The sequence below is a fragment of the Micrococcus sp. FDAARGOS_333 genome (assembly GCF_002206575.2).
In the GTDB taxonomy this organism is placed as follows: Bacteria; Actinomycetota; Actinomycetes; order Actinomycetales; family Micrococcaceae; genus Micrococcus; species Micrococcus lylae.
In genome coordinates, this window is the sequence record NZ_NJFJ02000001.1 from 923,631 (window position 1) to 947,529 (window position 23,899).

General features: G+C 70.2%; 22 protein-coding genes. 17 read left to right on the plus strand and 5 right to left on the minus strand.

Going from position 1 to position 23,899, the window contains the following annotated elements; all coding sequences use genetic code 11:
* Positions 1-2 precede the first annotated feature (2 nt).
* The gene (locus tag CEQ11_RS13430; protein WP_102957483.1) at positions 3-1,961 is read left to right on the plus strand and encodes an ABC transporter permease; all 1,959 of its coding nucleotides are present in this window, start codon (positions 3-5) and stop codon (positions 1,959-1,961) included.
* Between the two features lie 24 nt (positions 1,962-1,985).
* Here CEQ11_RS13430 and CEQ11_RS04120 read toward each other — a convergent pair whose 3' ends face one another.
* Entirely contained in the window at positions 1,986-3,470 is a 1,485-nt protein-coding gene (locus CEQ11_RS04120; protein ID WP_227718732.1) for an MFS transporter, read from the minus strand.
* 181 nt (positions 3,471-3,651) lie between these two features.
* Between CEQ11_RS04120 and CEQ11_RS04125 the strand changes: the two genes are divergently transcribed.
* From CEQ11_RS04125 to CEQ11_RS04165, 9 genes are all read left to right on the plus strand, one after another.
* The gene (locus CEQ11_RS04125; RefSeq protein ID WP_193762980.1) at positions 3,652-4,221 is read left to right on the plus strand and encodes a VanZ family protein; all 570 of its coding nucleotides are present in this window, start codon (positions 3,652-3,654) and stop codon (positions 4,219-4,221) included.
* 189 nt (positions 4,222-4,410) lie between these two features.
* Positions 4,411-4,947 (plus strand): hypothetical protein, encoded by a 537-nt coding sequence (locus CEQ11_RS04130; RefSeq protein ID WP_088477830.1) that lies wholly within the window; start codon positions 4,411-4,413, stop codon positions 4,945-4,947.
* A 1-nt stretch (position 4,948) separates the two neighbouring features.
* Entirely contained in the window at positions 4,949-5,875 is a 927-nt protein-coding gene (locus CEQ11_RS04135; RefSeq protein ID WP_088477831.1) for an exodeoxyribonuclease III, read from the plus strand.
* A gap of 74 nt (positions 5,876-5,949) precedes the next feature.
* Positions 5,950-7,026 carry a tryptophan--tRNA ligase gene (gene trpS, locus CEQ11_RS04140; RefSeq protein ID WP_088477832.1) on the plus strand — a complete coding sequence of 359 codons (1,077 nt, stop codon included), beginning with the start codon at positions 5,950-5,952 and terminating at the stop codon, positions 7,024-7,026.
* A 173-nt stretch (positions 7,027-7,199) separates the two neighbouring features.
* Positions 7,200-8,045, plus strand: coding sequence for an ABC transporter ATP-binding protein (locus CEQ11_RS04145; protein WP_088477833.1), 846 nt, complete (start codon positions 7,200-7,202; stop codon positions 8,043-8,045).
* The gene (locus CEQ11_RS04150) at positions 8,042-9,325 is read left to right on the plus strand and encodes an ABC transporter permease (protein ID WP_088477834.1); all 1,284 of its coding nucleotides are present in this window, start codon (positions 8,042-8,044) and stop codon (positions 9,323-9,325) included. Before CEQ11_RS04145 ends, CEQ11_RS04150 begins: the two co-directional genes overlap by 4 nt.
* Positions 9,326-9,358: 33 nt before the next feature.
* Complete coding sequence (locus CEQ11_RS04155; RefSeq protein ID WP_067188026.1) at positions 9,359-9,784, plus strand: hypothetical protein; 426 nt, start codon at positions 9,359-9,361, stop codon at positions 9,782-9,784.
* 37 nt (positions 9,785-9,821) lie between these two features.
* Positions 9,822-10,622: a hypothetical protein gene (locus tag CEQ11_RS04160; RefSeq protein ID WP_088477835.1), complete on the plus strand. Its 801-nt coding sequence runs from the start codon at positions 9,822-9,824 to the stop codon at positions 10,620-10,622.
* Positions 10,623-10,653: 31 nt separating this feature from the next.
* The gene (locus tag CEQ11_RS04165) at positions 10,654-11,169 is read left to right on the plus strand and encodes a hypothetical protein (protein ID WP_088477836.1); all 516 of its coding nucleotides are present in this window, start codon (positions 10,654-10,656) and stop codon (positions 11,167-11,169) included.
* A 71-nt stretch (positions 11,170-11,240) separates the two neighbouring features.
* Here the strand turns inward: CEQ11_RS04165 and CEQ11_RS04170 are convergent, their stop codons facing one another.
* The 4 genes from CEQ11_RS04170 to sdhC all read right to left on the minus strand — a co-directional run bounded on the left by CEQ11_RS04170 (position 11,241) and on the right by sdhC (position 14,792).
* Positions 11,241-12,029, minus strand: a complete 789-nt coding sequence (locus CEQ11_RS04170; RefSeq protein ID WP_067188035.1) for a succinate dehydrogenase iron-sulfur subunit — start codon at positions 12,027-12,029, stop codon at positions 11,241-11,243.
* Positions 12,029-13,816: a succinate dehydrogenase flavoprotein subunit gene (sdhA, locus tag CEQ11_RS04175; protein ID WP_070638732.1), complete on the minus strand. Its 1,788-nt coding sequence runs from the start codon at positions 13,814-13,816 to the stop codon at positions 12,029-12,031. Before sdhA ends, CEQ11_RS04170 begins: the two co-directional genes overlap by 1 nt.
* 85 nt (positions 13,817-13,901) lie before the next feature.
* Complete coding sequence (locus CEQ11_RS04180) at positions 13,902-14,384, minus strand: succinate dehydrogenase hydrophobic membrane anchor subunit (protein WP_088477837.1); 483 nt, start codon at positions 14,382-14,384, stop codon at positions 13,902-13,904.
* 3 nt (positions 14,385-14,387) lie between these two features.
* The gene (gene sdhC, locus CEQ11_RS04185) at positions 14,388-14,792 is read right to left on the minus strand and encodes a succinate dehydrogenase, cytochrome b556 subunit (RefSeq protein ID WP_088477838.1); all 405 of its coding nucleotides are present in this window, start codon (positions 14,790-14,792) and stop codon (positions 14,388-14,390) included.
* A gap of 234 nt (positions 14,793-15,026) precedes the next feature.
* On the opposite strand from sdhC, the gene CEQ11_RS04190 reads away from it, so the two are divergent.
* The 7 genes from CEQ11_RS04190 to CEQ11_RS04220 all read left to right on the plus strand — a co-directional run bounded on the left by CEQ11_RS04190 (position 15,027) and on the right by CEQ11_RS04220 (position 23,818).
* Positions 15,027-16,178 carry a mannose-1-phosphate guanylyltransferase gene (locus CEQ11_RS04190; RefSeq protein WP_227718733.1) on the plus strand — a complete coding sequence of 384 codons (1,152 nt, stop codon included), beginning with the start codon at positions 15,027-15,029 and terminating at the stop codon, positions 16,176-16,178.
* Positions 16,179-16,264: 86 nt separating this feature from the next.
* A complete protein-coding gene (locus CEQ11_RS04195) occupies positions 16,265-17,530 on the plus strand; it encodes an amidohydrolase (protein ID WP_088477839.1) in 1,266 nt (421 codons plus the stop codon).
* Between the two features lie 295 nt (positions 17,531-17,825).
* Complete coding sequence (locus CEQ11_RS04200) at positions 17,826-18,962, plus strand: BMP family protein (RefSeq protein ID WP_088477840.1); 1,137 nt, start codon at positions 17,826-17,828, stop codon at positions 18,960-18,962.
* A gap of 119 nt (positions 18,963-19,081) precedes the next feature.
* Positions 19,082-20,632 (plus strand): ABC transporter ATP-binding protein, encoded by a 1,551-nt coding sequence (locus CEQ11_RS04205; RefSeq protein WP_088477841.1) that lies wholly within the window; start codon positions 19,082-19,084, stop codon positions 20,630-20,632.
* A complete protein-coding gene (locus tag CEQ11_RS04210; RefSeq protein ID WP_088477842.1) occupies positions 20,629-22,095 on the plus strand; it encodes an ABC transporter permease in 1,467 nt (488 codons plus the stop codon). Before CEQ11_RS04205 ends, CEQ11_RS04210 begins: the two co-directional genes overlap by 4 nt.
* Positions 22,092-23,408 (plus strand): ABC transporter permease, encoded by a 1,317-nt coding sequence (locus CEQ11_RS04215; RefSeq protein ID WP_088477843.1) that lies wholly within the window; start codon positions 22,092-22,094, stop codon positions 23,406-23,408. Before CEQ11_RS04210 ends, CEQ11_RS04215 begins: the two co-directional genes overlap by 4 nt.
* A gap of 2 nt (positions 23,409-23,410) precedes the next feature.
* The gene (locus tag CEQ11_RS04220; protein WP_227718734.1) at positions 23,411-23,818 is read left to right on the plus strand and encodes a cytidine deaminase; all 408 of its coding nucleotides are present in this window, start codon (positions 23,411-23,413) and stop codon (positions 23,816-23,818) included.
* Positions 23,819-23,899 lie beyond the last annotated feature (81 nt).

Sequence of the window (23,899 nt, forward strand, 5' to 3'; positions counted from 1 at the left end):
GCATGGCCGAGACCTTCCCGACGACGGCCGCCTCCTCCGGCGGCCGCCCCGGCTCCTCGTCCGCGCGCCGGGATGCCGCAGGCACCGCGCCGGGCGGCACGGCCGGCACCTCCACGGCGTCCGGCCCGCTGCAGCCTCCTTTCGGTCCGGCCGAATCCGCGCGCCGTGTCAGGCGCCGCGGGCTCTGGTACTTCGCCGAGCACCAGCTGCGCTCCATGCGCCGCTACGGCTCGGTGCTGGTGGTCAACGCCGTGGGCGAGCCGCTGGTCTACCTGCTGGCCATGGGCCTCGGCCTGGCCACGCTGATCAGCGGCGGGGCCTCCGCCGAGGTGCTGGGCGGCGCCACGTACCTGCAGTTCATCGCGCCGGCGCTCCTGGCGTCCTCGGCGCTGATGACCGCCTCCGTGGAGTTCTCCTACCCGGTGATGGACGGCTTCAAATGGCACCGGATCTACTACGCCCCGCAGGCCACCCCCCTCAGCCCGGCGCAGATCGCCGCCGGCCACCTGACCGCCGTGTCGCTGCGGTTCCTGGCCCAGTCCACGGTCTTCTACCTGATCATGACGGCCTTCGGCGCCACGGACTCCCCGTGGTCCTGGCTGCAGGTGTTCTCCGCGACGCTCGGGGGCCTGGCGATCGGCTCCTGGATCATGGCGTTCGCCGCGTCCATCCGGGACGAGAAGGGCCAGTTCGCCCTGCTCCAACGGTTCGTGGTGATGCCGCTGTTCCTGTTCTCCGCCACGTTCTACCCGCTGACCCAGCTGCCGCTGTCCCTGCAGTGGATCGGCTGGATCTCCCCGCAGTGGCACGCCGCCCAGCTCGGCCGCGTGCTGTCCTACGGCATGGACAACCCGGCCTGGCTGACCGCGGTGCACGTGCTCTACCTGATGGGCCTGGCCGCCTCCGGCGCCCTGGTGGCCGTCGCGATCTACACCCGCCGGCTCGGCTGGCGGTCCGGCCGTCCGGACCCGGACGCGGTGGTGACGCGGAAGAAGGGGCCCCGCGGCTCCGTCCTATCCCGCCGCGCGGACCGCGCCTCATCGGCGGCGGAGGCCTCCGGCGAGGCGACCACCGCCGCCGGCGAGGTGGCAGGACCCGGGGAAGCGACCGTCGTCGGGACGCCGGGCACCGCCGCCGACGCCGTCCCGCCGATGCCGGAGATCACCGTCCGTACCGGCGCCCTGTCCGGCATGTACTCCGGCAACATCCGCGCCGTGCTGGAGCGGGCGTTCCTGTCCCTGAAGTCGAACAACTGGGCGGTCTTCGTCTCGGGCTTCGCGGAGCCGGTGCTGTACCTGCTGTCCCTGGGCATCGGGCTGGGCTCGCTGATCGGCGAGCTGCCCGGCCCGGACGGACAGCCGATCCCGTACGGCATGTACATCGCACCGGCGCTGCTGGCGGTGTCCGCCATGAACGGCGCCGTGTACGACTCCACCTGGAACGTCTTCTTCAAGCTGCGCTACGCGAAGACCTACCAGACCATGCTCGCCACCCGCCTCGGCCCCCTGGACGTGGCCCTCGGCGAGATCCTCATGGCCCTGTTCCGCGGCGCCGTGTACGCCGCGTCCTTCCTGATCGTCATGGCGCTTATGGGGCTGGTGACCAGCTGGACCGCGCTGCTCATGGTGCCCGGCGCGCTGCTGGTGGCGTTCGGGTTCGCGGCGGTCGGCATGGCGGTGACCAGCTACATGAAGACGTTCCAGCACATGGACTGGATCATGATCGTGATGCTGCCGATGTTCCTGTTCTCCGCCACGTTCTTCCCGCTCCAGGTGTACCCCACCGGCGTGCAGTGGTTCATCCAGGCGCTGCCGCTGTGGCACGCGGTGGAGATGATGCGGCACCTGGCCGTCGGCGTGGTCACCTGGGCCACCGCCGGGCGCATCCTCTACTTCGTGGTGATGGCCGCCGCGGGCCTGGTGTTCGCCTCGCGTCGCCTGGCCAGGCTCTTCCTGCGCTGACCAGGCCCTTCTTACGCTGAGCCGTCAGGCGGTGCGGCGCTCCCGCCGGCGCTGCACGCCGCGGCGCGCCAGGTCTGCCGCACCGACGGCCAGCACCACGCACCAGCAGACCAGCACGACCCACAGGGCGTCCACCGCGGCCGCGCCGGAGGCCTCGCGCGCGGAGGCGTCCCGCATCCCGGCGGCGGTCACGAAGTACACACCGGTCACCGCGGCGATGCCGGTGGAGGTGCCGATGCGCTGGATGGTCTGGGAGACGCCACCGGCGGCGCCGGCCTCGCGGGGGGCCACGTCGTCCATCATGAGCACCTGGGTGCTGGTCATGATCAGCGCCTGGGACACGCCCTGGGGCAGCAGGATCAGTGCCACGGTCCAGAACGGCCAGGACCCGTCCGTCACGCGCGCGAACGCCAGGATCAGCAGCAGCGCGGAGACCACGGCCAGCACCCCGCCGGCGAACACGAACCATGGGCCGAACCGGTCCACCCGCGCACCGATCCACGCCGAGAGCGACACCACCATCAGTGCTGAGCCGAGGGTGGAGACGCCGGCCAGGAACGGACTCAGCCCCAGCCCCTCCTGGGCGAACATCGCCACCACGGCGAACGCGGCCGGCATGGCGGCCATGTACACGGTCACCTGCAGGGTGCCGAGGCTGAAGGACGGGCGGAGGAACAGGGCCGGATCCACCATCGGGTACACGCCGGTCTGCACGGCGGTCCGCCGCACCCTCACCTCCCACGCCCACCAGGCGGTCACCAGCACGGCGGCTACGGCCAGAAGCCACAGTGCGTCCGTGAGGATGAACGGGAGCATCAGGCAGACGGTCGCGGCGGCCAGCAGCGTCATGCCCACCGGATCCAGGTACTTCAGCCCCCTGGGCACCAGGTCTGCTGAGGTCTGCGTCGGCGGGTGCAGCCAGAGCAGGCCCATCACCAGAGCGGCCAGGCCCAGCGGCACGTTCATCAGGAACAGCCAGCGCCAGCCCCAGTCGTCCCCCGCCACGCCGAGCAGCGCGCCGCCGGCCGGCGGGCCCACCGCCACGCCCAGGCCGATCACGGTGCCGAAGAACCCGTAGGCCCGGCCGCGTGCACGCCCGGTGAAGGAGGACTGGATGACGCCGATGATCTGCGGGTTGAACAGGCCCGCCCCGCAGCCCATGAGCAGACGCGAGGCGTTGAGCATCAGCGCGTTCGCGGCCAACCCGGACAGCAGCGAGCCGATCACGTAGACGAGGATGCCGGCCAGGAACAGCGGCTTGCGGCCCCAGAGGTCGCCGGCACGGCCGGCGGCCACGAGCACCACGCCGTAGGTCAGGGTGTAGCCGGAGAGCACCCACTGCAGGTCCGCGGCGGTGGCGCCGAGGCCGCGCTCGATCGCCGGCACCGCCACGTTCACCACGGACACGCTCATCAAGGCCAGGAACAGCGGCATGAGCAGCACCAGCAGGATGCGGGTCTGCTCCGGGCTGAAGCGCGTGGAGGTGGCCTCCGGGGTCGTCTCGGTCACCGGGACAGGATAGGCCAGGGGCCTCGATGAACGGTTCCGATCGCTTCAGGAGCCTGACGTGACGAGAAAGAGCTGCAACAGCAAGAAGATCAAGCTCATGTTCCGGGCAGGGGTCAATCGTGACCAGATGCTACTCAGTATCCATGAAAGTCTATTAAAGAGAAAAGAATGGAGGGGGTCCATGAGCTCGTGGATCAGCACCTACGCAGGATTCCTGCCCCTGCTCGTCGGCCTCGGCGTGGCCGTTGCCGTCGTCCTGGCCGTCCTGAGGTGGCGGTGGCTGCCGCGCGGCTGGTCCCTGGACCGGGTGACGGCGCTCTGGCTGTTCGTGATGTGGCTCATGGGCGTCGCGGTGGTCACCCTCGTCGGCACCGTCGGCATGGGCGGTGGCTACGACAGGCCCCTGTCCGACCGCGTGGACCTGGTCCCACTGCGCTCCGTGTTCACCGCCGCGGACGGCGTGGCCGCCACCGCGTACCTCGAGCCCCTGTTCAACATCGCGATGTTCGCCGTCGGTGGGCTTGTGGCGGCGTGGGCCTTCCGCTGGTCCGTGGCCCGCACAGCGGTGGTCTTCCTCGCGCTCGGAGTGGGCATCGAGCTGCTGCAGACCGTGGTCCCGGGCGATCGGTCCATCACCGTCGACGACGTCCTCTGGGCCGTGCTCGGCGGTGCCCTGGGCGCTCTCGTCGCCACCGCGCTCCGAGGCCGGTCCCGTCCAGCCTCCGGCGCCGCGCGCCCGGCCGCGCGCTGAGCCGCGGCGTCCCGCGCCCCGGTTCTCCTCGCGCCCACCGCCCCACGGAAAGGCCAGAGGCACGACGACGGACGGTGCCGTCGTCGGGACGCCTCACCTCGGTCCGGGCCCGAGTGGCACCGGCACCGCCGGTGCGGGAGAATGGAGGTTGATCCCGCACGCGAGCCCTCGAGGAGAGGAAGCACACCCATGGCCAACGCCCTGCCCGGTGCCCCCGGCACGCCCCGCAACGCACGAGGAGGAGGGCTGCAGGTCGGCGGTCTGGGCTTCGCGGTCATGATCACCGTGCTGCTGGTGGCGCTGCTGTTCGCGGCCAACCAGAACTCGGTCATCGGATGGCTGCTCGTGGCGATCTCCGCCGGCTGGCTGATCTTCGCGATCGTCGTGTTCCTGCTGATGCGCAGGGGGATCCAAGGCGCCGCCCGCCGCGTGGACTCCATGGTCGCCAACACCGCCCACCGCCAGGAGGCCCCGGCGGCCGCCGGCGCGCAGACGTCCGCGGACCCGATGCGGGACACCAAGCTGGACCACTCCTTCAAGATCTGCCAGGTGCAGGTGAAGGTGGTGCGCGAGCAGCTCGCCTCCGACGAGCTGGACCGGGACATGGTGGACCGGGCGCTGGAGACCATCGACATCACCGCCTCCAACGCGCGGGACATGATCAAGGGCGACGACGCCCGCAAGGGCGAGGGTGAGGGCCCGGTGTCCGGAACGGTGGTGGGCTGACATGGCGCAGCTGCCCCAGAAGGACCCCGTCACCGGCAAATACCCCGAGCCAGCCGAGGGCGAGCCGATCATCCACGCCAACGCCGGCGCCCCCAAGGCCGAGGGTGCGGTGCGCATCGCCTCGGTCAACGTCAACGGCATCCGCGCCTCCCACCGCAAGGGCATGATCGGCTGGTTCGCCGGCCGCGGCGTGGACATCATGACCCTCCAGGAGGTCCGGGCCCCGCAGGAGATCACCGCCGCCCTGATCCCCGAGATCGTGGACGGCGCCTGGGACGAGGTGCATCTGGTGGACGTGGAGGCCGCCGCCAAGGGGCGGGCCGGCGTGGCGATCGCCACCCGGTTCCCCATCGAGGACGTCCGCCGCGGCCTGCGGGACGAGGACGGCCACGTCAACGACCAGGGCCGCTGGATCGAGGCCGACGTGCGCCTGCCGGACGGCTCCCTGCTCACCGTGGTGTCCGCCTACGTGCACACCGGCGGCGTCGGCACCCCCAAGCAGGAGGACAAGTACCGCTTCCTGGACGAGATGGTCCGCCGCCTGCCCGAGCTCGCCGCCACCGGGAACGAGGTCCTGATCACCGGCGACCTCAACGTCGGCCACACCGAGCGGGACATCAAGAACTGGAAGGGAAACCTGACGAAGGCCGGCTTCCTGCCCGAGGAACGCGCCTACTTCGACCGCTTCTTCGGCGAGCTCGGCTACGTGGACGTGGCCCGCACCCTCGCCGGGGACGTGGCCGGCCCCTACACCTGGTGGTCCATGCGCGGCAAGGCGTTCGACAACGACGCCGGCTGGCGCATCGACTACCACATGGCCACCCCGTCCCTCGCGGACCGCGCCACCTCCGCCGTGGTGGACCGCGCCCCGTCCTGGGGCACCCGCTTCTCCGACCACGCCCCGCTCGTGGCCGACTACCAGTACTGAGCGCCCCGCCCCGGGACGCCCGCAGCAGCCATGCGCGGCCGCCGCGCAGCACACACGAAGAGACAAGAAGAGCAATGACGAAGAACACCGTGGCCGACGTCCTGGCCAAGGATCCGTCCACCACCGCCCACCTGGCCGGCGCCGGCACCGGCCACCGCGTGCTCTCCGGCATGCAGCCCTCGGCCGACTCCCTGCACCTGGGCAACTACCTGGGCGCACTGGTGAACTGGGTCCGCACCCAGGACGACTTCGACTCCTACTTCTTCATCCCGGACCTGCACGCCATCACCGTGCCCCAGGACCCGGCCTCCCTGGCCCAGCGCACCCGCGTGGCCGCCGCCCAGTACATCGCCGGCGGTATCGACCCGGAGCGCTCAACCCTGTTCGTCCAGTCCCAGGTGCCCGAGCACGCCCAGCTGGCCTGGGTGCTGACCTGCATGACCGGCATGGGCGAGGCGATGCGCATGACGCAGTTCAAGGACAAGGCCGCCAAGCAGGGCACGGACGCCGCCGGCGTGGGCCTGCTGGCCTACCCGATGCTCATGGCCGCGGACATCCTGCTCTACCAGCCGCACGGCGTGCCGGTGGGCGACGACCAGCGCCAGCACGTGGAGCTCACCCGCGACCTCGCCCAGCGGTTCAACCACCACTACGGCGAGACGTTCGTGCTGCCGACCGGCTTCTACCCGGAGGCCGGCGCCCGCATCTACGACCTGCAGGACCCGACCTCGAAGATGTCTAAGTCCGCACAGTCCCCGAACGGCCTGATCAACATCCTCGACGAGCCGAAGGTGATCGCCAAGCGCATCAAGTCCGCCGTCACGGACACCGGCACCGAGGTCCGCTTCGACCGCGACCAGAAGCCGGGCGTGTCCAACCTGCTGACCATCCTGTCCGCGGTGACCGAGAAGCCGATCGCCGAGCTCGAGGCCGAGTTCGAGGGCAAGATGTACGGCCACCTGAAGGTCGCGGTCGCGGACGCCGTGGTGGAGGCCGTGACCCCCATCCGCGAACGGGCCCTCGGTCTGCTCGAGGACCCGGCCGAGCTGGACCGCCTGCTCGCCGCCGGAGCCCAGAAGGCCCGCGAGGTCGCCACCCCGGTGCTCGAGGACGTCTACCGGAAGGTCGGCTTCCTGCCGCCGGTCGGCTGAGTCCGACTGCGCCGAAGATCGCAGACGCATCGCGGGGATCTCCTCCTGAGGGGGGAGGTCCCCGCCGTGGTCTCCGGAGGATACTGGTGGTGCCGGGGGATTCCCGACGACGGCCGCCCGCCTGCCGCGTTCGGCTCGCCCCGGTCCGCAGCAACCGACGACGAGAGGGACGCATGGCCACCGCAGCGCCGCCGACCGACCCGACCCCACCCGAGGCCCCAGCCGGCCGACCAGCCGCCGATCCGATCCTGGAGACCGAGAACCTCGTGAAGTCCTACGGCCAGGGCGAGGCCCGCTTCGACGCCCTGCGCGGACTCACCCTGCAGATCGGGCGCGGGGAGTCCGTGGCGATCGTGGGCAAGTCCGGCTCCGGCAAGTCCACGCTCATGCACCTGCTGGCCCTGCTGGACCGGCCCTCCCACGGCGTGGTCGCCATGGACGGACGGCCGGTGTCCGAGCTGAAGGCGAAGGCCGTGGCACAGCTGCGCAACGAGACCTTCGGGTTCGTGTTCCAGCAGTTCTTCCTCAACCCGGCCCAGACCGTGCTGGAGAACGTGGTGCTGCCGCTGAAGATCGCCGGTGTGCCGCGCAGCGAGCGGCGCCGCCGCGGCATGGAGGTGCTCGAGCGCCTGGAGTTGGCGGAGAAGGCGGACAACCGCGCCACCGACCTCTCCGGCGGCCAGAAGCAGCGCGTGTGCATCGCCCGCGCGCTCGTGAACAACCCGACGGTGCTGTTCGCGGACGAGCCCACCGGCAACCTGGACACCGCCACCTCGGCGGTGGTGGAGGACATCCTCTTCGGCCTCAACCGGGACGAGGGCATCACCCTCGTGGTGGTCACCCACGATGAGGACCTCGCCGCCCGCTGCGGCCGGCGCGTCGAACTGCAGGACGGACAGATCGTCTCCGATGCGCCCGTCGCCGCCCCGGCGGCGGGAGCCGCCCCCGGCGGGCACACGGCGACGGCAGACGGAACGACGAGCCGCGCGGCCGTCGTCGGGAAGGAGGAGGACCGATGAAGACCGCAGACCTGTTCGGCACCGCCCTGACCAACACCCTGCGCTCCAAGCTGCGCACCATCCTGACGGTCATCGCGATCGTGATCGGCGCGTTCGCCCTCACCCTGACCTCCGGCCTCGGCGCCGGCGTGAACCGCTACGTGGACACCATGGTGGAGGGCTTCGGGGCCCCGGACGAGCTGTACGTCTCCAAGCAGGCCTCGGCGCCCTCCGGCATGCCGACCAGCGGCGCGCCCGCCGAGTATGACGCGGAGGAGGCCGGCGCCGGCGAGATGTTCGGCATGCCCCTGCTGACACAGAAGGACCTCGACACGATCGAGGGGATCGAGCACGTCACGGACGTGGAGACCACCCGCCTGGTAGAGCCGGACTACGTCCAGACGGCCGACGGGAAGAAGTGGCAGGTGGCCTTCATGGGCTCCTCCTTCGAGACCGAGACGGCCTCCACGGCGGCCGGGCGCATGCCCGCCGAGGACGCGGACGAGGTCACCGTCCCGCTCGCCTGGGTGGAGACCCTCGGCGGGAGCGAGCCCGAGGACGTGCTGGGGGAGCGGGTCACCCTCGTGGCCTCCGACCCGCTCGGCGAGGAAGGCTCCGTGGAGGCGGAGGTGGTCGGCGTGACCGAGACCCTCGCCTCCGGCTCCGGGGCCGGCCCTGTGCCGTCGGTGCAGGTCGAGGACGCGCTTCACGAGATCCAGACCGAGGGGCTGCCCGAGGAGCAGCGGAACACCTGGTTCAACGCCACCGTGACCGTGGAGGACATGGCCGCGAACGAGGCGTCCGTGAAGCAGGCGCTCGCCGACGAGGGCTACACCGCGCAGACGCTGGAGGACCAGCTGGGCATGATCCGCGGCGTGATCGACGCGGTGACCTGGGTGTTCAACGGCTTCGGCCTGATCGCCCTGCTGGCGGCGTCCTTCGGCATCATCAACACCCTGCTGATGTCCGTGCAGGAGCGCACCCGGGAGATCGGCCTGATGAAGTCGCTCGGCATGACCAGCGGCAGGGTCTTCGGGCTGTTCTCCCTGGAGGCGGTGGTGATCGGCCTGATGGGCTCGCTGATCGGCGTCGGAGGGGGGCTGGCCGTGGGACTCGTGGGCAACCGTCTGCTCGTGGACGGTCCGCTCAAGGACGTCACCGGGCTGCAGCTGTTCGCCGTGGAGCCGCTGTCCGTGCTCGGCATCGTGGCGCTGATCGTGGGCATCGCCTTCGTGGCCGGCGCCCTGCCCGCGGTGCGGGCGGCACGCAAGGACCCGATCACCTCGCTGCGCTACGAGTGACCGGCCCCCGGTCCGCCTGCCATCCTTGGAGGCATGGACATGCACACACGCCGAGACCCCGACGATCCGCGCTGGCTCCTGGACGACCGCCCGCCGCGCTGGGGGAACGTCGTCCGGCTGATGCCCGTGGTGGTGCTGACCGTGGTGGTCTACGCCTTCGCCGTGGGGCCGATGCCCAGCGCCCTCACCACGGGCGCCGGGGCCCTGATCATCGGCGCCGGCGTGCTCGCCGGACTGATGAAGGTCTCGGACGGTGCCCGCTGGGCTGGCCTGGTGTTCACCGTCCTGGTCATGCTCGGGACCCTGCTGTCCCTCGTCTTCCGCACGGCGGCCACCGGAAGCATCACGCTCTTCTCCGTGGTGACCGCCGTGCTGGTGCTGGCCGCCGGCGCCTTCTGGATCACCCAGGCCTTCCACGCCCAGGTCACCGCCTGGTTCAATGCCCGCCGCGACGGCTGAGAAGCACAGACCGCCCGAGAGAATCGAGAGGAATCACATGCCCGAGCAGAACGACCGCCCGTCCTACGGACAGGACCCGGAGGGAAGGGGACCCTACGGCGTGCCCCCGCAGGGTCAGGACCGGCAGGGACGCCCGGACTACGGGCCGACCGGCCAGGGCGCCTACGGCATGGGCCCGGGCCACCGGCAGAACGCTGACGGCCGGCCTCCGCAGGGGGCCTACGGCCAGCCGCCTCACGGCGGGTACGGCCAGCCGCCGCAGGGCTGGCCGCAGCAGCCGCAGCCCGGTGCCCGCTACGGCACCACGCCGTACGAAGCCCACGGGATGCAGCGGCTCGAGGAGCCGCCGAAGTACCGCGCCCTGCTGACCGCCACGCTGGTCTCGCTGGCCGTCTACGTGGTGTCCGCCGTCCCGGGCTTCCTGATGTTCGGGGACGCCGCCGGCTTCCGCTCCATGATCGACGAGTCCATCGCCGAGCAGGGCCAGCAGCTGAGTGCGGACCAGCTGGAGTCGATCGACCAGGTGTTGGGCATCGTGACCGGCATGGGCATGGCGTTCATGGCCTTCTGGATGGTCGTGGTCGTCGGCCTCTACCTGCTCGTGTACGTCGGCCTTCGCGGTCGGAGGAACTGGGCCCGCGTCACCGGCATCGTCTTCGCGATCCTCGCCCTGGTCTTCACGCTCCCGAGTCTGTTCGCCCTGCCCTTCATGGGCGGTGCCGGCATGTTCTCGGCGGTCGTCAGCCTGGTCTCCGTGGCCGTGGACATCTGGTGGCTGGTGCTCGCCTTCAACGGCCAGATCTCCCGCTACCTGGAGCAGCGCGCGCTCATGTCCTGAGCCGTCCGCTTCCCCTGGCACCATGGAGGCCATGGACTCCTCCCTCACCGCGCACGACGCCGCAGCCCGCCATCCCTTCGTGGAGCAGGGGCTGCGGCGTCTGTCGTCGGCCACCGTGGCCGCCGGGCTCGTATCCGCCGCGGCCTCGGTGGGCACCGTCCTGCTGAACCGGGACCCCGGTTACGTGCGCGCCCTGCTGACCTCCCGAGACTGGGGGACCGCCGAGCCCACCGCCGCGGACGTGGCGGCGGCACAGAGCACCGTGCTGGACGCCGTGCTCGTGGGAGCCGTACTGCTGGCGCTCACCGCGCTGCTCGTGTGGCTGGTGCACCGCCCCTGGCGTCTTGTGCGCTGGGTCGGCAGCGTCCTGACCGTGCTGGGCGCTTTCACGGCCGCGTTCTGGGCCGTGGACGGCGGCACGATGGTCCTCACCGCCGGCGCGGCCGGAGCGGTCGTCCTGGTGCTTGTCGGAGCCATGCTCGTGGCCTGCGCCCTGTGGCTGCTCGTGGCGCACTCGAAGAGGGTGCGCGAGGCTCTCGACGGCTGACCTGACCCGGCAACGACGAAGGGCCCGCCGCCCCGGAACGGGACGGCGGGCCCTTCGTGTGATCGTCAGGATCAGAAGGAGCGGGCGAGGATGGCCTGCTTGACCTCGGCGATCGCCTTGGTCACCTGGATGCCGCGCGGGCACGCCTCCGAGCAGTTGAAGGTGGTGCGGCAGCGCCACACGCCCTCCTTGTCGTTGAGGATCTCCAGGCGCATGTCGCCGGCCTCATCGCGGGAGTCGAAGATGAAGCGGTGCGCGTTGACGATCGCGGCCGGACCGAAGTACTGGCCGTCGGTCCAGAACACCGGGCAGGACGAGGTGCACGCGGCGCAGAGGATGCACTTCGTGGTGTCGTCGTAGATCTCCCGGTCCTTCTGGGACTGGTAGCGCTCACGGGTCGGCTCGTGGCCCGAGGTGACCAGGAAGGGCATGATCTCGCGGTAGGACTGGAAGAACGGCTCCATGTCCACGATCAGGTCCTTCTCCACCGGCAGGCCCTTGATGGCCTCGACCGTGATGGGCTTGGACAGGTCCAGGTCCTTCAGCAGGGTCTTGCAGGCCAGGCGGTTGCGGCCGTTGATGCGCATGGCATCGGAGCCGCAGATGCCGTGGGCGCAGGAGCGGCGGAAGGTCAGGGAGCCGTCGTGCTCCCACTTGACCTTGTGCAGCGCGTCCAGGACACGGTCGGTGCCGTACATGGTGAGCTTCCACTCGTCCCAGTACGACTCCTCGGAGGTCTCCGGCACGTAGCGGCGGACCTTGAGGATGATGTCGAAGCTCTCGACGGCGCCGGCGCCGTCGCCCGACTGGTTCAGCTCGACCTTGGAGGCCGGCTCGGCGGTCTCGTTCACGGTGCTCATCAGTACTTACGCTCCATCGGCTGGTAACGGGTGACGACGACGGGCTTGGTCTCGAACCGGATGCCCTTCACGCCCTCCATCTCGGCGGTCTCGTCGCGGTAGATCATGGTGTGCGCCATGAAGTTGGCGTCGTCGCGGTCCGGGTAGTCCTCGCGGTAGTGGCCGCCGCGGGACTCCTTGCGGCCCAGGGCCGCCAGGGTCATGGCCTCGGCGATGTCCAGCAGGTAGCCCAGCTCCATGCCCTCGAGCAGGTCGAGGTTGAAGCGCTTGCCCTTGTCCTGCACGGAGATGTTGAGGTAGCGCTCGCGCAGGTCCTCGATCTCGGCCAGGGCGCGGCGGATGGACTCCTCGGTGCGGAACACCTGCATGTCGGCGTCCATGACCTCCTGGAGGCGCGAGCGCAGCGCGGCCACCTTCTCGGTGCCGGTGGCGGAGCGCAGGTTCTCGATCTGCTCCACCACACGGGCCTCGCCGTTCTCCGGCAGCTCGACGAACTCGGCGTCGTGCGCGTACTCGGCGGCGAAGATGCCGGCGCGACGGCCGAACACGTTGATGTCGAGCAGGGAGTTGGTGCCGAGGCGGTTCGAGCCGTGCACGGACACGCAGGCGACCTCGCCGGCGGCGAAGAGGCCCGGGACGATCGTGTCGTTGTCCTGGAGGACCTCGCCCTTGACGGTGGTGGGGATGCCGCCCATGAAGTAGTGGCAGGTCGGGAAGACCGGCACCGGCTCCGTGTACGGCTCCACGCCCAGGTAGGTGCGGGCGAACTCGGTGATGTCCGGGAGCTTGGCGTCGATGTGCGCCGGCTCCAGGTGGGTCAGGTCGAGCAGCACGTAGTCCTTGTTCGGACCGCAGCCGCGGCCCTGGCGGACCTCCTCGGCCATGGAGCGGGCCACGATGTCGCGCGGCGCCAGGTCCTTGATGGTCGGGGCGTAGCGCTCCATGAAGCGCTCGCCGTCCGCGTTGCGGAGGATGCCGCCCTCGCCGCGGGCCGCCTCGGACAGGAGGATGCCCAGGCCGGCCAGGCCGGTCGGGTGGAACTGCACGAACTCCATGTCCTCGAGCGGCAGGCCCGCACGGTAGGCGATGGCCATGCCGTCGCCGGTGAGGGTGTGGGCGTTCGAGGTGGTCTTGAAGACCTTGCCGGCGCCGCCGGTGGCGAACACGACCGACTTGGCCTGGAAGACGTGGATCTCGCCGGTGGCGAGCTCGTAGGACACGACGCCGGCCACGCGCTTCTGGGTGTAGGAGGAGCCGTCCTCGCGGGTCGCCTCCTCGTCCACCAGGAGCAGGTCCAGCGCGTAGAACTCGTTGTAGAACTCCACGTTGTGCTTGACGCAGTTCTGGTAGAGCGTCTGGAGGATCATGTGGCCGGTGCGGTCCGCGGCGTAGCAGGCGCGGCGGACCGGGGCCTTGCCGTGGTCGCGGGTGTGGCCGCCGAAGCGGCGCTGGTCGATCTTGCCCTCCGGGGTGCGGTTGAAGGGCAGACCCATCTTCTCGAGGTCGAGGACCGCGTCGATGGCCTCCTTCGCCATCACCTCGGCGGCGTCCTGGTCGACCAGGTAGTCACCGCCCTTGATGGTGTCGAAGGTGTGCCACTCCCAGTTGTCCTCCTCGACGTTCGCCAGCGCGGCGCACATGCCGCCCTGGGCCGCACCGGTGTGCGAGCGCGTCGGGTAGATCTTGGTGAGCACGGCGGTGCGGGCACGCTGGCCCGACTCGATGGCGGCACGCATGCCTGCGCCACCGGCGCCGACGATCACCACGTCGTACTTGTGTACCTGCATTCTCAGGTTCTCTCTTCCGTTTCGTGTGGACGTCCGCTCCGCGTCGGTGCGGGCGGCGTCGCAAGCGTCAGACGTCGGTGTGCGGTCAGCCGGCGCAGAAGGCCGGGGTGCCGGACAGCAGCTGGCCGGTGGCGTCCACCATGCACGGCTCGAAGGTGAAGATCACCAGGGTGCCGAGGATGATGATGGCGGCGGTGGCCACGTACAGGATCATGGACAGCCAGAAGCGGACGCCGTCGCGCTGGGCGTAGTCGTTGATGATGGTGCGGACGCCGTTGGCTCCGTGCAGCATCGCCAGCCACAGCATCACGAGGTCCCAGAACATCCAGATCGGGTCGGCCCACTTGCCGGCGACGAAGCCGAAGTCGATCCCGTGGATGCCCTCGCCGAGCATCAGGTTCGAGAACAGGTGCCCGAAGATCAGGACGACGAGGATCACGCCGGAGACGCGCATGAACAGCCATGCGAACATCTCGAAGTTGCCCTTCTTGCCCTTGTCCCGGGTGTACTTCGCGTCGACGCGGGTGGAGCGCGGAGCGGCGATCGTGGTCTCAGCAGCAGTGCTCATGGATCACATACCTCCAAAGGCCAGCATGAGGTGGCGGACGCTGAAGCCGAGGGTCAGGACGACCCAGAGTCCCAGGACGACCCACAGGAGGGTCTTCTGATGCTTCGTGCCGCCCTTCCAGAAGTCCACGAGGATGATGCGCAGGCCGTTCAGCGCGTGGAACAGCACGGCGGCCACCAGACCCGCCTCGCCGAGAGCGAAGAGCGGGTTCTTGTACGAGCCGATCACCGCGTCGTAGGCCTCCGGGGAGACGCGCACGAGCGAGGTGTCCAGCACGTGGACGAGCAGGTAGAAGAAGATCACGACGCCGGTGATGCGGTGGCCCACCCAGGACCACATCCCGCCGTAGCCGCGATACAGGGTCCCGCGGCCGTTTTTGGCCGGGGCCTGTGCAGTGGCACTAGTCACGGTTGATTACCTCCCAGGGAAATGCACTGGCCCGGTGCGCGTCCGTGGGCGGGCGGGCAGGGGGCTGGGGTGCGAGTCGATTCCACCTTCCAGGATAGACCCTCCCCGGTCTCCGCCGGGTTCCGGGGGCGGCTGTGTGACACGGCGCCGCCCGCGCCCCGGTGTGCAGGGCACCGTCCGCCGCCGGGACATCGGTCCGCTCGAAGCGGCGCGGCGTTCCGTAGAGTAGACCCCGTGAAGAACGAGAGCACCGCGCCCGCGCCGCAGTCCGAGGCCGCCGCCGAGGCCCTGTCCCGCTTCCACGCCGTGATCCCGGCCGGAGGCATGGGCACCCGCCTGTGGCCGCTGTCCCGCGCCGCCGCGCCGAAGTTCCTGCATGACCTCACCGGCTCGGGCCAGACCCTGATCCGTGCGACCTGGGACCGCCTGGAGCCGCTGGCCGGCGCCGGGATGATGGTCGTCACCGGCCAGGCGCACCGCGACGCCGTGGCCCGTCAGCTCCCGGAGCTGGGGGAGGGCGACTTCGTCCTGGAGCCGGAGCCGAAGGACTCCGCGGCCGCGATCGGCCTGGCCGCCGCGATCCTCTCCCTGCGGGACCCGGACACCATCATGGGCTCCTTTGCCGCGGATCAGGTGATCTCTCCGCTCGAGGACTTCCAGAAGGTCGTGGCAGAGGCGGTCGTCACCGCAGCCACCGGCAAGATCGTCACCATCGGCATCACGCCGACCCACCCGGCCACCGGTTTCGGCTACATCCGTCGCGGCCGTTCGCTGCGCCTGGAGGACGCCCCGCACGCCTTCGACGTCGCCGCGTTCGTGGAGAAGCCGGACGCGAAGGTCGCGGCGCAGTACGTCCGCTCCGGAAAGTACCTGTGGAACGCCGGCATGTTCGTGGCCCCGGTGAAGCTGATGCTGCAGCACCTCGAGGAGCACGAGCCCGAGCTGCACGCCGGCCTGATGACCATTGCGCAGGCGTGGGACACGGACCGTCGTCAGGAGGTCCTCGCAGAGGTCTGGCCGACGCTGAAGAAGACCGCCATCGACTACGCGGTGGCCGAGCCGGCCGCCGCCGCCGGGGACGTGGCCGTGGTCCCGGGCGACTTCACCTGGGACGACGTGGGCGACTTCGCCGCCATCGCCCGCCTGAACCCGGTCAAGGACGGCTCTGGCATCACGGTCATCGGCGACACCCCGCGCGTGTACTCCTCGGAGGCCTCCGGGGTAGTCGTCACCGACTCGGATCGCGTGATCGCCCTGATCGGCATCGAGGACGTCGTGGTGGTGGACACCGGCGACGCCCTGCTGGTGACCACCACGGACCGCGCCCAGGACGTGAAGAAGGCAGTGGAGTCCCTCAAGGCCGAGGGTGCCGACGACGTCCTCTGACCCGGCCCGCTCCATATGACGCGAGGCCCCCGCGATGTGAACACGAGGTGAACGTCGCGGGGGCCTCTGCGCTACTCTGCGGAGACATGACCGGCACCATCGCGAGCTCCGCCTTCCCGCATCGCAAGACCGCACCCGACGTCCCCACCGTCTCTTCGGCGGTCGAGGCCCTGGAGGGCGAGGTGCGCGTGCTGCGCCGGTCCATCCATCAGGAGCCGGAGCTCGGCTTCGAGGAGCACGAGACCACCCGGAAGGTCATGGAGTTCCTCCGCGGTGCAGGACTGGAGCCCGTGAAGCTGGCGGACACCGGCTGCTCCGTGGAGATCGGCGAGGGGCCGCTGGTGCTCGGCCTGCGTGCGGACATCGACGCGCTGCCGGTCGAGGAGCTCACCGGCCTGCCCTACGCCTCGAAGCGCCACGGCCTGGCCCACGCCTGCGGGCATGACATGCACACCTCGGTGATGGCCGGCACCGCCGTGGCCCTGCACCGCATCCTCACCGGGCAGGTGGAGGACGAGGACCTGAAGGAGGCCGGCGCCCGCGCCCACGGCCGGGTCCGCATCATCTTCCAGCCTGCCGAGGAACAGCAGCCCGGCGGTGCCCTGCACGTGATCGAGCAGGGCGTCCTGGAGGGGTTGCCGCGCATCCTGGCAGCGCACTGCGAGCCGCGCTTCGACGTCGGCACGATCGGCACCCGCATCGGCGCCATCACCTCGGCGGCGGACACCATCCGCATCACGCTGACGGGCCGCGGCGGCCACACCTCGCGCCCGCACCTGACGGAGGACATGGTGTTCGCCCTGTCCCAGATCGCGGTGAACGTCCCGGCCGTGCTCTCGCGTCGCCTCGACGTCCGCTCAGCCGTGTCCGTGGTGTGGGGCCAGATCTCCGCCGGCTCCGCCCCGAACGCGATCGACTCCACCGGTCGCCTGTCCGGCACCATGCGCTGCCTGGACGCCGCGGTCTGGGAGGAGGCCGGCGCACTGCTGGACGAGGTCGTCACCCAGGTGGCCGCGCCGTACGGCGTGGAGGTGGAGCTCGAGCACATCCGCGGAGTGCCGCCGGTGGACAATGCCGAGGCCGAGACCGCCCTGATCGAGTCGGCCGCCCGCCGTGAGCTCGGCTCCGCGGCCATCCAGCTGACCCCGCAGTCCATGGGCGGGGAGGACTTCGCGTGGATGACCCAGCAGATCCCCGGCTCCATGCTGCGCCTGGGCACCCGCACCCCGGGTGGCATCGACTACGACCTGCACCGCGGCGACTACGCCCCGGACGAGCGTGCCCTGGGCACCGGCATGCGCGTGTTCGTCTCCGCTGCCCTCGGCGAGATGCTCCGCGCCCCGCGGCCCTGAGCGGCTCCGGCGCCTCCCGACGACGGCACCCGCCCCGGACTCTCGGCCCGCCCTGGGTGCGCGTTACCCTTAGGGCCCGCGCGCACCGCACCCAGGGTCCACCCAGGTCGAGGTCAGCTTCGACGCGGGGGCACGGGGCCGTCGTCGTGCGCCGTGCCACAGGTGTGGACTCAAGGTAAACTCACGGGTAACGAGCGTGCTTCCTTCGCGTGCGCGCGGCACGCTCGAACCCGGTCCATGGGCGGACGCCCGTGCCCCGGGCATCGTCATCGCACCACGTGAAGTGAGGAAATCCATGGGCATCCTGTCCGACGAGAAGGCCCGTCGCCTTCTGCTTCCCGCCGCTGTCCTGTCCGTCTCGGGCCTGCTGCTCACCGGCTGCGGCGCTCCGCCGGAGGAGGGCGACTCCAACGCTGACGGCGAGGCCCAGGTCTCCACCGACCCGGAGGTCGGCGACGACAACTCCGACTACCTGGCCTGCATCGTCTCCGACGAGGGCGGCTTCGACGACCGCTCCTTCAACCAGTCCTCCTACGAGGGCCTGAAGGCCGCCGAGTCCGACTACGGCATCGAGGTCCGCGAGGCCGAGTCCCAGGAGCCGGGTGACTTCACCCCGAACGTGAACTCCATGGTCGATGCCGGCTGCAACTCCATCTTCGGTGTGGGCTTCATGCTCGGCGACACCATCAAGCCGATCGCCGAGAAGGAGTCGGACATCCACTTCTTCGGCGTCGACGTCACCGACGGCGGCTTCTCGGGCAACGTCCAGAACCTGACCTACGACACCGCCCAGGCCGCCTTCCTGGCCGGCTACCTGGCCGCCGGCATGTCCGAGACCGGCACCGTCGCCACCTACGGCGGCATGGAGCTTCCGACCGTGACCATCTTCATGGAGGGCTTCGCCGAGGGCGTCGAGCACTACAACGAGCAGAAGGACGAGGACGTCAAGGTCCTCGGCTGGGACAACGACGCCAAGACCGGCTCGTTCATCGGCGACTTCTCCAACCAGGCCGCGGGCAAGACCAACACCGCCAACTTCATCAACGAGGGCGCGGACATCATCATGCCGGTCGCCGGCCCGGTGGGCCTGGGCACCCTCGACGCGGTCGAGGAGGCCGGAGAGGACAAGGGCGTCAAGGTGATCTGGGTCGACTCGGACGGCTACGAGTCCACCGACAAGGGCCAGTACATCCTGACCTCCGTCATGAAGAACATGGGCCAGTCGGTCACCGACGTCATCGCCGAGGACCTCAAGGGCGAGTTCACCCACGAGGCCTACCTGGGCACCCTGGAGAACGAGGGCGTGGGCCTGGCCCCGTACCACGACTTCGACGGTGAGGTCCCCGAGGACCTGAAGAAGGAGGTCGAGGACCTGCGGCAGCAGATCATCGACGGCGACGTGACGGTCGAGTCCTCGATCGACGAGGGCTGATACGCCGCCTGAACGCCACGGGGGCCGGACCCGGCAGCTCAGCAGGGTCCGGCCCCGTGGCGCGCACACCGCGTGCCGGAGCCCCGGCACGTGACCGGATGGAGGAGACGGAACATCCTATGAAGCTCGAGCTGCGCGGCATCACGAAGCGGTTCGGCACGTTCGCCGCGAACGAGGACGTGGACCTGGTGGTCGAGTCCGGGCAGGTGCACACCCTGCTCGGAGAGAACGGCGCCGGCAAGTCCACCCTGATGAACGTGCTCTTCGGCCTGTACGACCCCACCGAGGGCGAGATCCTGCTCGACGACGAGCCGGTTGCCTTCGCCGGTCCGGGCGAGGCCATGCGTGCCGGCATCGGCATGGTCCACCAGCACTTCATGCTGGTGCCTGTGTTCACGGTGGCGGAGAACGTCGCGCTCGGCGACGAGTACACGAAGGCGGCCGGCGTCCTGGACCTCGAGGCCACTCGCCGCAGGATCCGTGAGATCTCGGACCAGTACGGTTTCCACGTGGATCCGGACGCGGTGGTCGAGGACCTGCCGGTCGGCGTGCAGCAGCGCGTGGAGATCATCAAGGCCCTCGTCCGCGACGCCCGCATCCTCATCCTGGACGAGCCGACCGCCGTGCTCACCCCGCAGGAGACCGACGAGCTGCTGAACATCATCCGGCAGCTGCGCGAGGACGGCACCGCGATCGTCTTCATCTCCCACAAGCTCCGCGAGGTCAAGGCGATCTCGGACACGATCACCGTGCTCCGCCGCGGCCGCGTGGTCGGTTCCGCCGACCCGTCCGCCGAGGCCTCCGAGCTGGCCGCCCTCATGGTTGGCCGCGACGTGGTCCTCAACCGCCAGAAGACTGAGCCGAATCTGGGCGAGGAGACGTTCCGCGTGGAGGACCTCACCGTGGTCTCGCCCACCGGCCAGGTGCTCGTGGACCACGTCTCCTTCGGCGTCCGCCAGGGCGAGGTCCTCGCGATCGCCGGCGTGCAGGGCAACGGCCAGACCGAGCTCACCGAGGCCATCATGGGCCTGCAGAAGGCGTCCGGCTCCATCCGCCTGGACGGGCATGAGCTCGTCGGTCGCTCTACCCGCCAGATCATCCGCGCCGGTGTGGGCTTCGTTCCGGAGGACCGCTCCACGGACGGCCTCGTGAGCACGTTCACCGTGGCGGAGAACATGGTGCTCAACCGCTATGACACCGCTCCGGCTGGGAGTGCACTGCAGCTGAACCCGAAAGCCATCCGCAGTCTCGCCACCGAGAAGGTCGAGGAGTTCGACGTCCGCACCCAGGGCGTGGACATCCCGGTCGGCACGCTCTCCGGCGGCAACCAGCAGAAGGTCGTCATGGCCCGTGAGCTGGTGGACGACCTCTCCCTGTTCATCGCGTCCCAGCCGACCCGTGGCGTGGACGTGGGCTCGATCGAGTTCCTCCATTCCAGGATCATCGCCGAACGCGATTCGGGCACCCCCGTCATGATCGTCTCCACCGAGCTGGACGAGGTCCTCGAGCTCGCCGACCGGATCGCCGTGATGTACCACGGCCGGATCGTCGGCATCGTCCCCGGGGACACCTCGCGCGACCACCTCGGCCTGATGATGGCCGGCCAGCTCCCCGACGACGTCGTCCTTGCAGACGGCTCCACCCCGACCCAGGAAGGAGCGCGCGCATGAGCACCGCCGCCCCGCAGCCCACGGCGTCCACGGCGCCGGGCACGGCGTCCGGCACGCAGCCCCGCGCCGGCCGTCCGGCGCCGGACCAGGCGTCCGTGATGCGCCAGATCCTCTCCGGCAACGGCACGGTCACCGTGCTGGCCATCGTCCTGTCCCTGCTGATCTCCGGCCTGCTGATCGTCGTCACCGACGAAGACGTGCAGGAGACCGCCGGCTACTTCTTCGGCCGTCCGACGGACATGCTCGCGGCCGCGTGGTCCGCGTTCTCGGGCGCGTTCCTCGCCCTGTTCCGCGGCGCGATCTTCAACGACGAGGCCTCGAACTTCGAGGGCATGATCAGGCCGCTGACCGAGACCATGACGGTGGCGACGCCGCTGATCATCATCTCCCTCGGCATCGCCATCGCCTTCAAGGCGGGCCTGTTCAACATCGGTGGCCAGGGCCAGTTCATCTTCGGCGCCATGTTCGCCACCTGGTTCGGCGTCTCCATGGACCTGCCGTTCGGCGTGCACCTGCTGGTCGTCCTGGTCATGGGCGTTGTCGGCGGCATGCTCTGGGGCTCTGTGGTCGGCTTGCTCAAGGCCTACACCGGCGCCCACGAGGTCATCCTCACCATCATGCTGAACTACGTCGCGCTGAACCTGCTGGCGTACCTGCTGAACACGGACATCCTGCGCCGTGAGGGCACCACCAACCCGGTCTCAGACTTCCTGCCGCAGCAGGCCCGCTTCCCGCTGCTGTTCGGCGACGGCTTCCGCCTGCACTGGGGCTTCGTCCTGGCGCTGGCGGCCACCGCCTTCGCCTGGTGGCTGCTGCAGCGCTCCACCGTCGGCTTCCGCCTGCGCGCGGTCGGCGCCAACCCGGCCGCCGCCCGCACCGCGGGCATCTCCGTGAAGGGCGCCTACATCACCGCCATGGCGGTCTCCGGCGGCCTGGCGGGCCTGGCAGGCATGGCCCATGTAGCCGGCACCGAGGGCTCCCTGAACACCTCGGTGGCCGGTTCCTTCGGCTTCGACGCCATCACCGTGGCCCTGCTGGGCCGCTCCAACCCGGTGGGAGTCCTCTTCGCCGGCCTGCTGTTCGGCGCCCTGCGCGCCGGCGGCGTGACGATGCAGACCCAGACCGGCGTGCCGATCGACATCGTCCTGGTGGTGCAGTCCTTCATCGTGCTGTTCATCGCCGCCCCGCCGCTGGTGCGCACCATCTTCCGCCTGCCCGCCCCGGGCGCCTCCAAGGCCCGCCGCACCGCGGACCCGGTGACCCAGCCGGCCGTGGCCGGCGCCGCCGTCGCCGGTGCCTCGGGCGAGGCCGCCGTCCCGTCCATGGAGACCCAGGAGGCCGCCGTAGCCGCCGAGTCCGCCGCGGACGGTGTGGAGGACCCGGACCCGGCACCCACCGCCGCCGAGCAGGCTCCGGCCGCCGGCGCTGACACCCAGACCTCCGAGAAGGGGCAGACCCGATGAGCGCCACCGCCGCCGAGAAGAAGACCGTGGCCGAGACCCCGGACGCCGCACGCCGCGGCAAGGACGGCAAGCCGCTGGTGCGCAGCTGGAGCACCCCGATCCTGCAGACCGTCTTCGCGCTGCTCTCCCTGGGCCTGTTCGCGATCGGCGCCCCGGCGCACGACGCCGAGTTCCGCGTCGCCACTCCGGGCGACCTGATCGAGCTGGCGGCCGTCACCGTGCCGGCCGTCCCGGCCCTGTGGGTCCTCACCCTGGCGATGATCGCCATCGCGGTCCTCGCCTGGGTCCGCGCCGCCGCCGGCCGCAAGAACCCGGTGTGGCTGAACGGCCTGTACGTGTTCGCCTTCGTGGCCGCCTTCCTCATCTGGGTGGTCGGCTCGGCATCGAACAACTCCGTGTACCTGACCGGCCTGATCGCCGGCTCGTTCGCCCTGGCCGTGCCCCTGATCTTCGGCTCGATGGCCGGCATCCTGTCTGAGCGCTCGGGCGTGGTCAACATCGCGATCGAAGGCCAGCTGCTCGCCGGCGCCTTCACCGCCGCGATGGTCGGGTCCGCCACCGGCTCGGCATGGATCGGCCTGGCCGCAGCGATCATCGCGGGCGTAGCCGTCTCCAGCCTGCTGGCCGTGTTCTCCATCAAGTACCTGGTGAACCAGGTGATCGTGGGCGTCGTGCTGAACGTGCTGGTGATCGGCCTGACCAGCTTCCTGTTCTCCACGGTGCTGGCCCCGAACTCGTCCGAGCTGAACTCGCCGCCGCATTTCCCGAACATCCGCATCCCGTTCCTCGCGGAGATCCCGATCATCGGCCGTATCCTGTTCGACCAGTCGATCCTCGGGTACGGCATGTACCTGATCGTCGGCCTGCTGTGGTTCGGCCTGTTCCGAACCCGCTGGGGCCTGCGCGTGCGCGCCGTGGGCGAGCACCCGAAGGCCGCGGACACCGTGGGCATCGACGTGCTGCGCACCCGCTACGTCAACGTGCTGCTCGGCGGCGCGGTGGCCGGCATGGGCGGCGCGTTCTTCACCCTCGTCTCGGCCTCCTCCTTCTCCAAGGAGATGACCGCAGGCCAGGGCTTCATCGCCCTCGCCGCCGTGATCTTCGGCCGCTGGAATCCGATCGGCGCGTTCTTCGCCGCCCTGCTGTTCGGCTTCGCCACCAACATGCAGTACGTGTTCGCCATCCTCGGCACCCCGGTGCCGAGCCAGTTCATGGCGATGCTCCCGTATGTGGTCACCGTGTTTGCGGTGGCCGGCCTGGTGGGCCGCTCGCGCGGTCCGGCCGCAGCGGGCACGCCGTACGTGAAGGAGTGACCGTGGAGCCGAACGCTGTGGACTGGGAGGCGCTGACCGCGGCCGCCGTGCAGGCCCTGCAGCACGCGTACGTGCCGTACTCCGGCTACCGTGTGGGCGCGGCCGCCCTGACCGCCGACGGCCGTACGGTGAACGGCTGCAACATCGAGAACGCGTCCTACGGCGTCACGCTGTGCGCCGAGTGCTCGCTCGTCTCCGCCCTGATGATGGGAGGCGGCGGGACGCTGACCGCGTTCGTCTGCGTGAACGGGCACGGAGAGGTGATCATGCCGTGCGGCCGCTGCCGCCAGCTGCTGTCCGAGCACCGTGCCCCGCAGATGCTGCTGATGACCCCGGCGGGCGTGCTCACCATGGACGAGGTGCTGCCGCAGTCCTTCGGTCCGGCGGACCTGGAGTCCGCCTCCGGCTGACCGGCGTCAGCCGGAACCACGACGACGGCCGCCGCCCTCCGAGGCCATCCCACCTCGCCGGCGACGGCCGTCGTAGTCTGT

Excerpts from the sequence above, each read along its gene's own strand:
- CEQ11_RS04210 (WP_088477842.1), top strand. The coding sequence starts at position 20,629 with ATGAGCACCGCCGCCCCGCAGCCCACGGCGTCCACGGCGCCGGGCACG.
- CEQ11_RS04130 (WP_088477830.1), top strand. The coding sequence starts at position 4,411 with ATGGCCAACGCCCTGCCCGGTGCCCCCGGCACGCCCCGCAACGCACGA.
- CEQ11_RS04200 (WP_088477840.1), top strand. The coding sequence starts at position 17,826 with ATGGGCATCCTGTCCGACGAGAAGGCCCGTCGCCTTCTGCTTCCCGCC.
- CEQ11_RS04180 (WP_088477837.1), bottom strand. The coding sequence starts at position 14,384 with ATGAGCACTGCTGCTGAGACCACGATCGCCGCTCCGCGCTCCACCCGC.
- CEQ11_RS13430 (WP_102957483.1), top strand. The coding sequence starts at position 3 with ATGGCCGAGACCTTCCCGACGACGGCCGCCTCCTCCGGCGGCCGCCCC.
- CEQ11_RS04165 (WP_088477836.1), top strand. The coding sequence starts at position 10,654 with ATGGACTCCTCCCTCACCGCGCACGACGCCGCAGCCCGCCATCCCTTC.
- CEQ11_RS04205 (WP_088477841.1), top strand. The coding sequence starts at position 19,082 with ATGAAGCTCGAGCTGCGCGGCATCACGAAGCGGTTCGGCACGTTCGCC.
- CEQ11_RS04195 (WP_088477839.1), top strand. The coding sequence starts at position 16,265 with ATGACCGGCACCATCGCGAGCTCCGCCTTCCCGCATCGCAAGACCGCA.
- CEQ11_RS04155 (WP_067188026.1), top strand. The coding sequence starts at position 9,359 with ATGGACATGCACACACGCCGAGACCCCGACGATCCGCGCTGGCTCCTG.
- trpS (WP_088477832.1), top strand. The coding sequence starts at position 5,950 with ATGACGAAGAACACCGTGGCCGACGTCCTGGCCAAGGATCCGTCCACC.
- CEQ11_RS04170 (WP_067188035.1), bottom strand. The coding sequence starts at position 12,029 with ATGAGCACCGTGAACGAGACCGCCGAGCCGGCCTCCAAGGTCGAGCTG.
- CEQ11_RS04150 (WP_088477834.1), top strand. The coding sequence starts at position 8,042 with ATGAAGACCGCAGACCTGTTCGGCACCGCCCTGACCAACACCCTGCGC.
- CEQ11_RS04125 (WP_193762980.1), top strand. The coding sequence starts at position 3,652 with ATGAGCTCGTGGATCAGCACCTACGCAGGATTCCTGCCCCTGCTCGTC.
- CEQ11_RS04215 (WP_088477843.1), top strand. The coding sequence starts at position 22,092 with ATGAGCGCCACCGCCGCCGAGAAGAAGACCGTGGCCGAGACCCCGGAC.
- CEQ11_RS04135 (WP_088477831.1), top strand. The coding sequence starts at position 4,949 with ATGGCGCAGCTGCCCCAGAAGGACCCCGTCACCGGCAAATACCCCGAG.
- CEQ11_RS04160 (WP_088477835.1), top strand. The coding sequence starts at position 9,822 with ATGCCCGAGCAGAACGACCGCCCGTCCTACGGACAGGACCCGGAGGGA.
- CEQ11_RS04145 (WP_088477833.1), top strand. The coding sequence starts at position 7,200 with ATGGCCACCGCAGCGCCGCCGACCGACCCGACCCCACCCGAGGCCCCA.
- sdhA (WP_070638732.1), bottom strand. The coding sequence starts at position 13,816 with ATGCAGGTACACAAGTACGACGTGGTGATCGTCGGCGCCGGTGGCGCA.